A 13,902-nucleotide genomic window follows, 5' to 3' on the forward strand; every position below is an offset into this window, starting at 1 on the left:
AACCCGCCGGGGCCGGGGGCCGGGACGGGCAGATCGGCCGGGTGTAACCGCTAGCGCGAGCGGGGCGGCTGTTCCGTGTCGTCGAGTTGGGCGAACGCCGTCCGGAGCAGCTCCCGGGGGCTCCGCGCCTCATCCGCCGCGCTCCAGGCCGAGAGCGCGGAATCGAAGCAGGCGATCGCCGCCCGGACGATGACACGGGCACGAAGGGGCTTCTGCGAACCCGTCAACCGGGTTTCGACCAGCGGAGTGAGCATCGCCTCCCACAGCAGATGCTTCTCGAGGTGTCGGGCGCGCAGCGAGGCTGTGCTATCGAGCACGCGCAGGCCCCGCTTGTGCTCTTCGCCCTGGTGTCCGCCCGTCTCCAGCAGCGCGTCGAACGACGCGTGCAGCGCCGCCCAGATCGGGGCATCCGCCGGCCGCGCCGCGAAGTCGTCGCGGAGGAACTCGCCCCACGGGGTCGGATCGCCGATGACCGCGTCCTCCTTCGCGGGGAAGTAGCGGTGGAAGCTCCGCGCCGAGATGCCTGCCGCATCCGCGATCTCCTCGACCGTGACCTGGTCGAAGCCCCGCTCGGCGAACAGGTCCATCGCGACCGCCGCGATATGGGCGCGCACGGATTCGCGCGCGACACTGCGCAGCGGGTTCGAAGAGCGAGTCGGTGAGGTCACAGGTCGAGCTTACCGCGACACAACTGTCAGAGTCTGCCATATGAGGCGTATAGTGACACCTCCACCCCCGAAAGGACATCACATGCAGACGCGCACTCTCGGACGTCAGGGCTTCCAGTCGTCGGCCATCGCCTACGGCGCGATGGGAACCGCCATCGGCTACGGCCCGAGCGACGACACCCAATCCATCGCCGCCATCCGGCACGCACACGACCTCGGCGTCACCCACTTCGATACTGCCGAGATGTACGGATGGGGCGACGGCGAGAAGCTCCTCGGCACCGCCCTCGCCCCCATCCGGGACCGGGTGACGATCGCCACCAAGTTCGGGTTCACGCACGACTTCGGACGGGACTCTTCCGCCGACCATATCCGCACGGTCGTCGACACGAGCCTCGCGAACCTCGGGACGGATCACATCGACGTCCTCTACCAGCACGCCCCCGACCCGTCCGTGCCGATCGAGGACGTCATCGGCGTGATGGCGGAGCTTGTCGCCGCCGGGAAGGTCTTGTACCTGGGCCTGTCCAACACGGACACGGACGATATCCGCCGCGCGCACGCCGTGCACCCGATCTCCGTCATGCAGAGCGAGTACTCGATCTTCTCGCTGGACTCCGAGTCGCTGCGCCCAACCCTCGACGAGCTCGGAATCGGCCTCGTGGCTTACTCGCCGCTTGCCCGAGGATTCCTCACCGGAGCCGTGCAGCCCCGCGACGCCTACGACGCCGGCGACTTCCGCCGCGGCGTCGGCTGGTGGGCGCCGGAGAACTACGACGCCAACGTGTCGATGGTCACGCGTCTCACCGAGCTGGCATCGGAGAAGGGCACCACGCTCGCCGGACTGGCACTCGCGTGGCTGCTCGCCCAGAGCGAGAACATCGTGCCCATCCCGGGTTCACGGAGCGTCGGTCGAGTCACCGAGAACGTGTCCGCCGCCGACGTGGTCCTCACCGCCGATGACCTCGCCCGCATCCGGCAGATCGTCCCCGCGGGCGGTATCGGCGACCGCGGGATGTGATCCCGAGGAGGGAGGCCGACCGCCTCCCTCTCCGGGTTCGCCTCAGTGCCGCTCGAGCTGCTCGAGTTCCTCGGCGACGAGGAACGCGAGTTCGAGCGACTGCATGTGGTTCAGGCGCGGGTCGCAGAGCGACTCGTACCGAGTGGCGAGAGCGGCCTCGTCGATGAGTTCGGATCCGCCGAGGCACTCCGTCACATCGTCGCCGGTCAGCTCGACGTGGATGCCGCCGGGGAACGTGCCCACCGCGCGGTGGGCCTCGAAGAAGCCGCGTACCTCGTCGACGACGTCATCGAAGCGCCGCGTCTTGTATCCGCTGGGCGTCGTGATCCCGTTGCCGTGCATCGGGTCGGTGACCCACAGCGGAGTCGCGCCCGAGTCCTTGACCGCCTCGAGAAGCGGCGGCAGGGCGTCGCGGATCTTGCCCGCGCCCATCCGGGTGATGAAGGTCAAGCGGCCCGGCTCGCGGTCGGGGTCCAGCTTGTCGATCAGCGCGAGCGCGGTGTCGGTGGAGGTCGTGGGCCCGAGCTTCACGCCGATGGGGTTGCGGATCTTCGAGAAGTAGTCGACGTGCGCGCCGTCGAGGTCACGCGTGCGCTCACCGATCCAGAGGAAGTGCGCCGACGTGTTGTAGGGCGTGTGCGTGCGCGAGTCGATACGCGTCATCGGGCGCTCGTAGTCCATCAGCAGGCCCTCGTGGCCCGTGTAGAACTCGACGTGACGCAGCTCGTCGAAGTCGGCACCGGCCGCCTCCATGAACTTGATGGCGCGGTCGATCTCGGTGGCGAGGCCCTCGTAGCGCTGGTTCGCCGGGTTCGCCGCGAACCCGCGGTTCCAGCTGTGCACCTCGCGGAGGTCGGCGAACCCGCCCTGGGTGAAGGCCCGGACGAGGTTCAGCGTCGACGCGGCCGTGTGGTACCCCTTCAGCAGACGCTGCGGGTCGGGCTGGCGGGAGGCTTCGGTGAAGTCGTAGCCGTTGACGATGTCGCCGCGGTAGGCGGGCAGCGTCACATCGCCTCGGGTCTCGAAGTCGCTCGATCGGGGCTTGGCGAACTGTCCCGCCATCCGCCCCATCTTCACGACCGGCATGGATGCGCCGTAGGTCAGGACGACGGCCATCTGCAGCACGGTCTTGATGCGGTTGCGGATCTGTTCGGCGGTGGCCCCGGCGAACGTCTCGGCACAGTCGCCGCCCTGGAGGAGAAACGCCTGACCGGATGCGGCGCGCGCGAGGCGTTCGCGAAGGCGATCGACTTCACCGGCGAAGACGAGCGGGGGAAGCGTGGCGATTTCCGCGGACACCGCCGAAACGGCGTCGACATCGGACCACGACGGCTGCTGCTTGATCGGAAGGGAACGCCAGTGATCGAGCGGGTCGAGCGAGGTGAGCATCCCGTCAGTCTACTGAGGGCAGAGCCGCCTCCGGCGCGCGTGACGAGGCCGCCCGATCCTTCACCGTGGAGGCGTAGACATCGTCGTACTGCTGCGCCCCGATGCGCTGCAGCGCGACCATGATCTCGTCGGTGACGGAGCGCAGCACGTAGCGGTCGCCCTCCATCCCGGCGAAGCGGGAGAAGTCGAGCGGCTCGCCGATCACGATGCCGACGCGGCCGATACGCGGGATGCGCTGCCCGATCGGCATCACCGTGTCGGTGTCGACCATGACGACCGGCACGACGGGAACGCGCGCCTCGAGAGCCATGCGTGCGAGCCCGGTGCGGCCGCGGTACAGCTTGCCGTCGGGGCTGCGGGTGCCCTCCGGGTAGATGCCGAGCAGGTCACCGCGTCCGAGCACCTGCAGGCCCGTGTTGAGGGAGGCTTCGGAGGCCTTGCCGCCCGAGCGGTCGATGGGGATCTGGCCGGTCGCCTTGAAGAACAGACGGGTCGCCCACCCGCGGAGACCGCGGCCGGTGAAGTAGTCGCTCTTCGCGAGGAACGACATCCGCCGGTCGATCATCAGCGGCAGGAAGATCGAGTCGGCGAACGACAGGTGGTTGCTCGCGAGGATCGCGGCGCCTTCGGCCGGAATGTTACGTCGCCCGACGATCCAGGGCCGGAAGACGCCCTTCACGATCGGTCCGATCACGATGTACTTCATCAGCCAGTAGAACATCGGTCAGTTCCCCCCGAGGTACCGCCGGCGCGCGAGGTCGGCCACACCGATCACCCCCGCGTCGTTGGTCAACCGGGCGACGGCGAAATCCGCCATCGGACGTGAGGAACCGGAGGCGGGAAGTGCCGCGGCGAAGGCGTCGCGCATCGGCGCGAGCAGCACCTCGCCGAGCTGCGACACTCCGCCGCCGATCACGAACCGCTGTGGGTCGAGGATCGCCGCGAAGCTGCCGCACGCGGTTCCGACCGCGACCGCGATCCGGCGGAGGGCTTCTCGCGCACCCGGATCGTCCGCCTGCACGAGCTGCGAGATCACGGCACCGGTGAGACCCTCGGGCCGCCGCGCGGCGTCGGCGAGAGCCTGGCCGATCCCGAACTCGGCGTCCTGTGCGATCTCTCGGGCCTCGAGCTGCAGGGCGCGGCCCGAGCCGTAGACCTCGAGGCAGCCGCGCTGTCCGCATCCGCAGGTACGGCCATCGGGGATCACGCGCATGTGGCCGAGTTCGGCAGCGCTCCCCTGGCCGCCGCGAAGAAGCGTGCCGTCGACGACGACGGCTCCCCCGACGCCCGTGCCGAGGGTGAGCATCACGACGTCGCTGAGGTTCTCGCCGGCGCCGTAACGGTATTCGGCCCATCCGGCGGCGTTCGCGTCATTCTCGATCAGGACGGGAATCCCGGTCAGTGCCTCGAGGCGGTCGCGCAGCGGCTCATCGCGCCAGGCGATGTTCGGGGCGAAATACACCTTCGATCGGTCGCGGTCGATGAATCCCGCGGCGGCGACGCCGGCGACGGCCTGCTCCCCCGCGGCGAGATCGGTCACCATCGCGGCGACGGCGGACTCGATCTCGGCGATATCGACCGGCGTCGGCACCCGGATGCTGCGCACCATGGTGCCGGATTCGTCGACGATCCCCCCGGCGATCTTGGTTCCGCCGATATCGATTCCCACTGCGAGCACGCTGGTGTCCTTCCGCGACGTGAGCCTCCAGAATCCTATTGCGTCGGGACACGGCAGCCCTACCGGGCCCGGACTGTGGGACTCAGTGTCACCCCTGCGTAGACTTGCGTTTCATAAGTGCGACCCGCACGGTATCGAAGGAGCTGCCGAAAATGAGCGCCGTAATATCCGAAAACCCCGCGATCGTCCCTGCCGATCCGGATGCCAACGTCTCCGACCTGCTGTTCGACCGGGTCGCTGCGACGCCCGATCGTCCGCTGTTCGCCGTGCCCGACGGTGACGGATGGCGAGACATCTCCGCCGTCGAGTTCGAACGCCAGGTCGTTTCGCTCGCGAAGGGCTTCGTGTCGGCCGGCGTCGAGCCCGGCGACAAGATCGGGTTCCTCGCCCGCACGACCTACGACTGGACGCTCGTCGATTTCGCGCTGTTCTACGCCGGAGCCGTCATGGTGCCGATCTACGAGACGAGTTCGTCGAGCCAGATCGAGTGGATCCTGTCGGACTCGGGCGCCGTCTCGGTGCTGGTCGAATCCGCCGAGCACGCCGAGCGGCTGAGCGAGGTTCGAGCGAACCTGCCCCTCATCCGCACCGCGTGGGAGATGCACTCGGGTGACCTCGACGCGTTGGTCATGGCCGGAGCCTCCGTCTCGAACGACGAGATCACGCGCCGTCGGGGGCTGGCGAAATCCGCCGACATCGCCACGCTCATCTACACGTCCGGTTCCACCGGGCGGCCGAAGGGATGCGTGCTCACCCACGGCAACTTCGTCGAGCTGTCGCGCAACTCCGCCCGGTCGCTGCACGAAGTGGTGGAGGTCGAGGGCGCATCCACCGTGCTGTTCATCACCACGGCGCACGTGTTCGCGCGATTCATCTCCATCCTGAACATCCACGCCGGGGTGAAGACGGGCCACCAGCCCGACACCAAGCAGCTGCTGGCGGCGCTCGGCTCCTTCCACCCGACCTTTCTGCTCGCCGTGCCCCGCGTGTTCGAGAAGGTCTACAACTCCGCCGAGCAGAAGGCCGAGGCCGGCGGCAAAGGCAAGATCTTCCGCGCGGCCGCGCACACGGCGATCGAGCACTCCCGTCTCCAGCAGGAGGGCGCGAAGGTACCGCTCGCGATGCGGGTGAAGTTCGCACTGTTCGACCGGCTCGTGTACTCCAAGCTCCGCGAGGCGATGGGCGGCCGCATCCAGTACGCCGTGTCGGGTTCTGCTCCGCTGGGTCCGCGACTCGGGCACTTCTTCCACAGCCTGGGCGTGCACATCCTCGAGGGCTACGGCCTCACCGAGACGACCGCGCCGGCGACCGTGAACCTCGCCACGAAGTCGAAGATCGGCACCGTGGGTCCGGCGCTGCCGGGGGTCGGACTGCGGCTCGCCGATGACGGCGAGATCGAGGTCCGCGGGATCAACGTCTTCAAGGAGTACTGGCGGAACCCCGAGGCCACCGCCGCCGCGTTCGACGGCGATTGGTTCAAAACGGGCGACATCGGCTCGTTGGATGCCGACGGGTTCCTCACGATCACCGGACGCAAGAAGGAGATCATCGTGACCGCGGGCGGCAAGAACGTCGCCCCGGCCGCGCTCGAGGACCCGATCCGCGCGAACCCGATCGTGGGTCAGGTCGTCGTGGTGGGAGACCAGAAGCCGTTCATCTCCGCGCTCGTGACCCTCGACCCCGAGATGCTGCCCACCTGGCTGCAGAACAACGGCGGTCGTCCGGCGATGTCGCTCGCGGAAGCCGCGAAGGACGACGCCGTCCGCGCCGAGGTGCAGAAGGCGATCGACCGGGCGAACGCGACGGTCTCGCGGGCGGAATCGATCCGCAAGTTCACGATCCTGTCCACGGAATGGACCGAGGCGAGCGGGCACCTGACGCCGAAGCTGTCGATCAAGCGCAACGTGATCATGGACGACTTCGCCGACGACGTGGCCGCGCTCTACAGCGTTCCGGAGAACACGGCGAACATCTCCCTCGCCTGACCCGGACGAAAGGCCCGCATCCGACTTCCGGATGCGGGCCTTCTCGCGGTCAGAACCAGTCGCTCTCGCGCACTTCGCGGAGCGCGACCCGGCGTCGCTCTCGGTCGAGCCGGTCGAGGTACAGCTTTCCGTCCAGGTGATCGGTCTCGTGCTGGAGCGCCTGGGCCAGAAGTCCGTCGCCCTCCAGGACCACTTCATTCCCGTCGAGATCCGTGCCGATGGCCTTCGCGTGCGGGTACCGCACCACGTCGTGCCAGAGACCGGGCACCGAAAGACACCCCTCACCGGTCAGCTCGGGCTCCCCCGACACCTCCACGAGCACGGGGTTCAGGATGTAGCCGATGTCACCGTCGATGTTGTAGCTGAACGCGCGCAGGCCCACACCGATCTGCGGCGCCGCGACACCGGCGCGTCCCGGCAGCTCGACCGTGTCGACGAGATCTCGGACGAGTGCCCGGATGCCGTCGTCGACGGCGTCGATCGGCGCACTCGGTGACTTCAGCACGGGGTCGCCGAACAGGCGGATGGAGCGAACGCTCACGCGGCGCCCACCGCGGGCACCGAACCGATGCCCGCCACGACCACAGCGGCGAGTTCACGCGCCGCCTGACGGGTCGCCGGCTGCAGATCACGGAACGTGATCGCGCTGCCCGTCGCGATGCGCGCGTCGTAGGGCAACCGCACGACGGCGCGGACGCGACTGCGGAAGTGCTCTTCCAGTTCGTCCTGACGCACGAGCGGCGTGCCCGGACGCGACGTGTTCAACACGACGACCGCGGCACGCGCGAGCTCGGGATACCCGTTCGTCTCGAGCCAGGTGAGAGTCTCGGACGCCAGGCGCGCCTCATCGACGCTGAGACCCGCGACGATCACCAGCGCATCGGAGGCTTCGAGCGTCGCGTTCATCACGGAGTGCACGATGCCGGTGCCCGTGTCGGTGAGCACGATGGAGTAGTAGTGCGCTGCGAGGGCCGCGACGTCGCGATAGTCGGAGTCGTCGAACGCTTCGGAGATGTGGGGGTCCGCATCCGACGCCAGGACGTCGAGGCGCGTCTCGTCGCGAACGACGATCGAGGAGATCTCGTTGAAGCCGTGCACGCGCGTGCGCGACCCGGTCAGGTCGCGGACGGTCTTGCCGCTGGGCTGCCCCACTCGCTCGGCGAGCGTGCCGCGGTCGGGGTTCGCGTCGAGAGCGATCACCCGGTCTTCCCGCGCGTCGGCCAGGGCCATCCCGAGAAGTGCCGTGACGGTCGTCTTGCCGACGCCGCCCTTCCGGGAGAGCACAGCCACGAACCGGGCGCCGCCATCGAGCGGTGCGGCGATCCGGGCGTCGAGGGCACGGCGATCCCGCGCGCGCTTGCTGTCGGCAAGCCGGATGCGGCCGCCGCTCAGCGCGTAGACGAAGTGCGGCCACGAACCCTCGGGTTCGCGGCGCGGCAGGCGGTCGCGCTGCAGCAGACGGTCGGCCGTGAGCAGATCGGGGGTCTCCCGCGTGGCGTCGCGTTCTTCCACGCGGCGGGCGGCGAGGGTCACGGGCGCAGGCACGAGCGGTTCCGCCGCGCGGGCCGGGGCGGGCTCGGCCGGACGGGCGGAGGCAGCAGGCTCTGCCGGGGGCAGATCGGGGCGGCGGAACAGCACCGGCTCCGAAACCGGTGCGACGTCGTCGACGATCGGCAGCTCGGGCGCATCGACTGGCTCGGCGATCTCCTCGTCGACCTCGTGCGCGTGCTCGACCCGGGTCTCGCTCTCGACCGGTGCGACAGCGTCAACGTGCGGCGCGGCGTCGTCGTGCTGTTCGATGTCGTCCTCGTGCACAATGTGCACGTCGTCGACGAGGACGTCGGGGCGAGCGGACGGCGCGGATGCCGCAGCATCGAGCGCGATGTCGTCGGCCAGCACGTCGTCATCGACGAGGTCGTCCTCATCGTGTGCGGGCAGGGCAACGGCGACCTGTGCGGTCTGCGTGCCGAGGATGTCGAAGCCGGTGGTATCGACGCTGACGGGTTCGTCGATGATGTCGTCGGACTCGCCGTCGACCCGGTTCTGATCGTCGCGATCAGGCATTTCTGGAACTCCCTACGGGTCACCGGTTCGCCGGCGCCCGGTCCAGGCTAATGCGCGGGCCGGACGACGACCAAAAGGTCGCCGGCTTCCACCTGCGCCGTCGCGCCGATCGCGAGCCGTTCGACGACCCCCTCGACCGGACTCGTGATCGCGGCCTCCATCTTCATCGCCTCGATCGACGCGAGGGTGCCGCCCGCACGCACCTTGTCGCCCACCGCCACCTTGAGCGTCACGACGCCGGAGAACGGCGCGGCGATCTGGCCCGGCCGCGCGGTGTCGGCCTTCTCCGCCTGGCGTGCTTCGACTTCCACGCTGCGGTCGCGGACGAACACCGGACGGAGCTGTCCGTTGAGCGTCGTCATGACGGTCCGCATCCCCTTGTCGTCGGCCGCGCCGATGGCTTCGAGCCCGAACCAGAGTTGCACCCCGCGCTCGATCTCGACGACGTGCTCGACGCCCGGGGTGAGTCCGTAGAGGTAGTCGTCGGTGTCGAGCACAGAGAGGTCGCCGTAGGTCTCGCGCGCCTCGTGGAAGGTGCGGGTCGGACCGGGGAACAGCAGCCGGTTTAGGGCGTTCCGTCGGGTCGCCGCGTCGGCGTCGAGCGCCGCCGCGTCGTCGTCGGAGAGGTCGGCGACCGGCGGTCGCACGGTGCGCCCCGCCAGCACCTTGCTGCGGAAGGGCTCGGGCCATCCGCCCGGCAGGTCGCCGAGCTCGCCGGCCATGAAGCCGACGACCGACTCGGGAATGTCGTAGTTCTGCGGGTTCTGCTCGAAGTCCGCCGGGTCGGCGCGCACCGCCGCCAGGTGCAGGGCGAGGTCGCCGACGACCTTCGACGACGGAGTGACCTTCGGCACCCGTCCGAGGATCTTGTCGGCGGCCGCGTACAGGTCTTCGATCAGTTCGAAGTCCTCGGCGAGCCCGAGCGCGATGGCCTGCTGGCGCAGATTCGAGAGCTGGCCGCCCGGGATCTCGTGGTGGTAGACCCGGCCGGTCGGGCCCGGAAGACCGGACTCGAAGGGTCGGTACTGGTGACGCACGGCCTCCCAGTACGGCTCCAGATCGGCGACGGCCGAAAGCGGGATCCCGGTGTCGCGCTCGGTGTGCGCGAGAGCGGCCACGAGGGCGGAGAGCGAGGGCTGGCTGGTCGTTCCCGACATGGGCGCGGCGGCGGCGTCGACCGCATCCGCCCCCGCCGCGCTGACCGCGAGCAGCGTCGCGAGTTGTCCGCCGGCGGTGTCGTGGGTGTGGACGTGCACCGGCTGATCGAACCGTTCACGCAGCGCGCTGACCAGCCGCGCACCGGCCGCGGGCCGCAGGAGTCCCGCCATGTCCTTGATGGCGAGCACGTGCGCGCCGGCCTCGACCATCTGCTCGGCCAGCCGCAGGTAGTAGTCGAGCGTGTACAGCGACTCGGCCGGGTCGAGGAGGTCGCCCGTGTAGCAGAGCGCCGCTTCGGCGACCGCTGTTCCGGTCTCCAGGACGGCGTCGATCGCGGGCCGCATCTGCGACACGTCGTTCAGCGCGTCGAAGATGCGGAAGACGTCGACCCCGGATGCGGCCGCCTCGCGGACGAAGGCATCGGTGACGGCCGTCGGGTACGGGGTGTAGCCGACCGTGTTGCGACCACGCAGCAGCATCTGGATCGCGACGTTGGGCAGCGCACCGCGCAGCGAGTCGAGCCGCTCCCAGGGGTCCTCCCCGAGGAATCGGAGCGCGACGTCGTAGGTCGCGCCGCCCCACGCCTCGACGGACAGGAGCTGGGGCGTGAGGCGCGCGACGTACGGCGCGACCGCCAGCAGGTCCTTGGTACGCACGCGCGTTGCGAGCAGCGACTGGTGGGCGTCGCGGAAGGTCGTGTCGGTGACGGCGAGGGCCGTGGCCGCGCGGAGGTCTGCCGCGAATCCGGCCGGTCCGAGCTCCTGCAGCCGCTGACGCGAACCGGCCACCGGAGCCGCACCGAGATCGATCGCCGGGAGCTTCGAGCGGGGATCGACCGACAGCGGGTTCTCCCCGTTCGGCTTGTTGACGGTGACATCGACGAGCCAGTTCAAGATCTTCGAGCCGCGATCCTTCGACTCGCGGCCGCGCAGCAGCTGCGGGCGCTCATCGATGAATGCCGTGCTGACGTCTCCCGCTACGAACGCCGGGTCATCGAGGACGGCCTGCAGGAAGGGGATGTTCGTGGAAACGCCGCGGATGCGGAACTCCGCCAGCGCACGCCGAGCGCGGGCGACGGCGGCTTCGAAGTCGCGGCCACGGCAGGTGAGCTTGGCGAGCATGGAATCGAAGTGCGGGCTGATCTGCGATCCGGCGGCCGTCGTGCCGCCGTCCAGGCGGACGCCCGCGCCACCCGGCGAACGGTACGTCGTGATCTTGCCCGTGTCGGGCCGGAATCCCTGCGTGGGGTCCTCGGTCGTGATGCGGCACTGGAGAGCGGCACCGCGCAGCCGAAGCTGCGATTGGAGGAGTCCGAGCTCTTCGAGACTCTGCCCCGCGGCGATCCGCATCTGCGACTGCACGAGGTCGACGTCGGTGACCTCTTCCGTCACGGTGTGTTCGACCTGGATGCGGGGATTCATCTCGATGAAGACGGCCTCGCCGGTGCGCGGGCCCGCCGTCTCGAGCAGGAACTCCACCGTGCCGGCGTTCTGGTACCCGATGGATTCGGCGAACGCGACCGCGTGCCGGTGGAGCGCCTGGCGCACGTCCTCGTCGAGGTTCGGCGCGGGGGCGATCTCGATCACCTTCTGGTGGCGGCGCTGCACTGAACAGTCCCGCTCGAACAGGTGCACGGTCGTGCCCTGGGTGTCGGCGAGGATCTGCACCTCGATGTGGCGCGGACGCTGCACGGCTTGCTCGAGGAACATCCGCGCGTCGCCGAACGCGCTCTCCGCCTCGCGCATCGCCTCCGCCAGCGCCGGTGCGAGTTCCTCGGCCGTCTCGACGCGCCGCATCCCGCGACCGCCGCCGCCGGCGACGGCTTTCGCGAAGATCGGGAACCCGATCCCCTCGGCCTGCGTGAGAAGCTCCTCGATGTCGTCGGAGGCAGGGGTCGAGCGGAGCACCGGAACGCCCGCAGCGATCGCGTGCTCCTTCGCCGTCACCTTGTTGCCTGCCATCTCGAGCACGGAGGCCGGCGGCCCGATGAACGCGATACCGTTCGCGGCGGCCCGTTCGGCGAGGTCGGGGTTCTCCGACAAGAATCCGTAGCCCGGATAGATCGCGTCGGCGCCGCTGTCTTTGGCGACGCGAATGATCTCGTCGACGTCGAGGTACGCCCGCACCGGATGGCCCTTCTCGCCGATCTGGTACGCCTCATCCGCCTTCAGACGGTGCAGCGAGAAGCGATCCTCGTAGGGATACACCGCGACCGTTCGTGCACCGACCTCGTAGGCGGCGCGAAACGCGCGAATCGCGATTTCGCCCCGATTGGCGACCAGGATCTTCCGGAACATGGGGCCTCGCATCCGTCTTGTGGCGGTGGCACACCGGCATCGGCGCCGCAAGGGCACAGGGCCGAGTGTGTTCACAGCCTAGGGGACGGTAACGTTAGGGATCGTGCATGTCCTTTCCGTCAGCTCGCTCAAGGGAGGGGTCGGCAAGACGACCGTCACACTGGGTCTCGCGTCCGCCGCGTTCGCCCGGGGTGTTCGTACGCTCGTCGTCGATCTCGACCCGCAATCCGATGTGTCGACCGGTATGGACATCCAGGTCGCCGGTCGCCTGAACGTCGCGGATGTCCTCGCGAATCCGAAGGAGAAGGTGGTCCGACAGGCCATCACCTCCAGCGGCTGGACGAAGGTGCACGCCGGCACGATCGACGTGCTGATCGGCAGCCCTTCGGCCATCAACTTCGACGGTCCGCATCCGAGCGTCCGCGATGTCTGGAAGCTCGAAGAGGCCCTCGCGACGGTCGAGGCCGACTACGACCTCGTGCTGATCGACTGCGCACCCTCGTTGAACGCCCTCACGCGTACCGCGTGGGCCGCGAGCGACCGCGTGATCGTCATCACCGAGCCGGGGCTCTTCTCCGTCGCCGCCGCGGACCGCGCGCTTCGCGCGATCGAGGAGATCCGCCGGGGTCTCTCGCCGCGCCTCCAGCCGCTCGGCATCGTGGTCAACCGCGTTCGACCGCAGTCGATCGAGCACCAGTTCCGCATCAAGGAACTGCGCGACATGTTCGGTCCGCTTGTGCTCTCCCCCCAGCTGCCGGAGCGCACGTCGCTGCAGCAGGCGCAGGGCGCGGCGAAGCCACTGCACATCTGGCCGGGAGACTCCGCTCAGGAGCTCGCCGCTGACTTCGACGCGCTGCTCGACCGGGTGATCCGCACCGGACGCATCACGTCGCCCGAGGAATCCCCCACCGCCTGACCCGGCCTCCTGCGCCGATTCCATCCGCGAGACGGGATCTTCGCGCCGAGACGTAGGGGTTACCCCACGGTTTCGGCGCGAAGATCCCGTCTCGCGGTGCTGGAGTGCGCGCGAGCGGGTGCCGCTAGGGCGTCGAGCGGCGCGGGTCAGACCGGCCGGGGTCAGGCGGTACGGCGGACGCGGCGAGCGGCGAGCTCGTCGGACGGGTCCGGCGACTGGGCGTCGAAGTCGACGAGCGTCGACTCGACCTCACGGAGAACCTTGCCGACCGCGATCCCGAACACGCCCTGGCCACGGCTCACCAGGTCGATGACCTCGTCGTTCGAGGTGCAGAGGTAGACGGAGGCACCATCGCTCATGAGCGTCGTGCCGGAGAGGTCGCGGATGCCGGCAACCCGGAGCTGTTCGACGGCCGTGCGGATCTGCTGGAGCGAGATCCCGGTGTCGAGCAGTCGCTTCACGAGCTTCAGCACGAGGATGTCGCGGAAACCGTACAGGCGCTGCGAACCGGAACCGCTTGCACCGCGAACCGTGGGTTCAACGAGCTCCGTACGAGCCCAGTAGTCCAGCTGACGGTAGGTGATGCCGGCCGCGCGGGCGGCGACCGCGCCGCGATAACCGACTTCGTCGTCCATCTGGGGAAGACCGTCCGTGAAGAGGAGGTCCGCGGCGAGCGGGATGTCGCCGAGCAGGTCACCTGCGGTCATGCGGGTGCCTCCCTTCCGA

11 protein-coding genes are annotated in these 13,902 nt (G+C 69.1%); 3 read left to right on the forward strand and 8 right to left on the reverse strand.

Annotation, left to right across the window (positions count from 1 at the left end; all coding sequences use genetic code 11):
- Positions 1 to 50 precede the first annotated feature (50 nt).
- Positions 51 to 668, reverse strand: a complete 618-nt coding sequence (locus tag LMI96_RS04830) for a TetR family transcriptional regulator (protein ID WP_223721472.1) — start codon at positions 666 to 668, stop codon at positions 51 to 53.
- Between the two features lie 82 nt (positions 669 to 750).
- On the opposite strand from LMI96_RS04830, the gene LMI96_RS04835 reads away from it, so the two are divergent.
- Positions 751 to 1,689, forward strand: a complete 939-nt coding sequence (locus tag LMI96_RS04835) for an aldo/keto reductase (protein WP_228360657.1) — start codon at positions 751 to 753, stop codon at positions 1,687 to 1,689.
- 42 nt (positions 1,690 to 1,731) lie between these two features.
- On the opposite strand, the gene LMI96_RS04840 is transcribed toward LMI96_RS04835, so the two are convergent.
- The 3 genes from LMI96_RS04840 to LMI96_RS04850 are packed head-to-tail and all read right to left on the reverse strand — an operon-like array spanning position 1,732 to position 4,756.
- Complete coding sequence (locus LMI96_RS04840) at positions 1,732 to 3,078, reverse strand: class II 3-deoxy-7-phosphoheptulonate synthase (protein WP_228360658.1); 1,347 nt, start codon at positions 3,076 to 3,078, stop codon at positions 1,732 to 1,734.
- A 4-nt stretch (positions 3,079 to 3,082) separates the two neighbouring features.
- Positions 3,083 to 3,799, reverse strand: a complete 717-nt coding sequence (locus LMI96_RS04845) for a 1-acyl-sn-glycerol-3-phosphate acyltransferase (RefSeq protein ID WP_228360659.1) — start codon at positions 3,797 to 3,799, stop codon at positions 3,083 to 3,085.
- Positions 3,800 to 3,802: 3 nt separating this feature from the next.
- Positions 3,803 to 4,756, reverse strand: coding sequence for an ROK family glucokinase (locus tag LMI96_RS04850; RefSeq protein ID WP_228360660.1), 954 nt, complete (start codon positions 4,754 to 4,756; stop codon positions 3,803 to 3,805).
- A 152-nt stretch (positions 4,757 to 4,908) separates the two neighbouring features.
- Between LMI96_RS04850 and LMI96_RS04855 the strand changes: the two genes are divergently transcribed.
- Positions 4,909 to 6,741, forward strand: coding sequence for a long-chain fatty acid--CoA ligase (locus LMI96_RS04855; protein WP_228360661.1), 1,833 nt, complete (start codon positions 4,909 to 4,911; stop codon positions 6,739 to 6,741).
- Positions 6,742 to 6,790: 49 nt separating this feature from the next.
- Here the strand turns inward: LMI96_RS04855 and def are convergent, their stop codons facing one another.
- From def to LMI96_RS04870, 3 genes are read right to left on the reverse strand one after another with little or no spacing between them, the layout of a single operon-like run.
- A complete protein-coding gene (gene def, locus LMI96_RS04860) occupies positions 6,791 to 7,282 on the reverse strand; it encodes a peptide deformylase (RefSeq protein ID WP_228360662.1) in 492 nt (163 codons plus the stop codon).
- Positions 7,279 to 8,805 carry a MinD/ParA family protein gene (locus LMI96_RS04865; RefSeq protein ID WP_228360663.1) on the reverse strand — a complete coding sequence of 509 codons (1,527 nt, stop codon included), beginning with the start codon at positions 8,803 to 8,805 and terminating at the stop codon, positions 7,279 to 7,281. Before LMI96_RS04865 ends, def begins: the two co-directional genes overlap by 4 nt.
- 47 nt (positions 8,806 to 8,852) lie before the next feature.
- Positions 8,853 to 12,260, reverse strand: a complete 3,408-nt coding sequence (locus LMI96_RS04870; RefSeq protein ID WP_228360664.1) for a pyruvate carboxylase — start codon at positions 12,258 to 12,260, stop codon at positions 8,853 to 8,855.
- A gap of 103 nt (positions 12,261 to 12,363) precedes the next feature.
- On the opposite strand from LMI96_RS04870, the gene LMI96_RS04875 reads away from it, so the two are divergent.
- Positions 12,364 to 13,176: a ParA family protein gene (locus LMI96_RS04875; protein ID WP_223721481.1), complete on the forward strand. Its 813-nt coding sequence runs from the start codon at positions 12,364 to 12,366 to the stop codon at positions 13,174 to 13,176.
- A 161-nt stretch (positions 13,177 to 13,337) separates the two neighbouring features.
- Here the strand turns inward: LMI96_RS04875 and LMI96_RS04880 are convergent, their stop codons facing one another.
- Entirely contained in the window at positions 13,338 to 13,883 is a 546-nt protein-coding gene (locus LMI96_RS04880) for a MerR family transcriptional regulator (RefSeq protein WP_269216584.1), read from the reverse strand.
- Positions 13,884 to 13,902: the final 19 nt, after the last annotated feature.

The organism is Microbacterium sp. cx-59 (genome assembly GCF_020805625.1).
Lineage (GTDB): Bacteria > Actinomycetota > Actinomycetes > Actinomycetales > Microbacteriaceae > Microbacterium.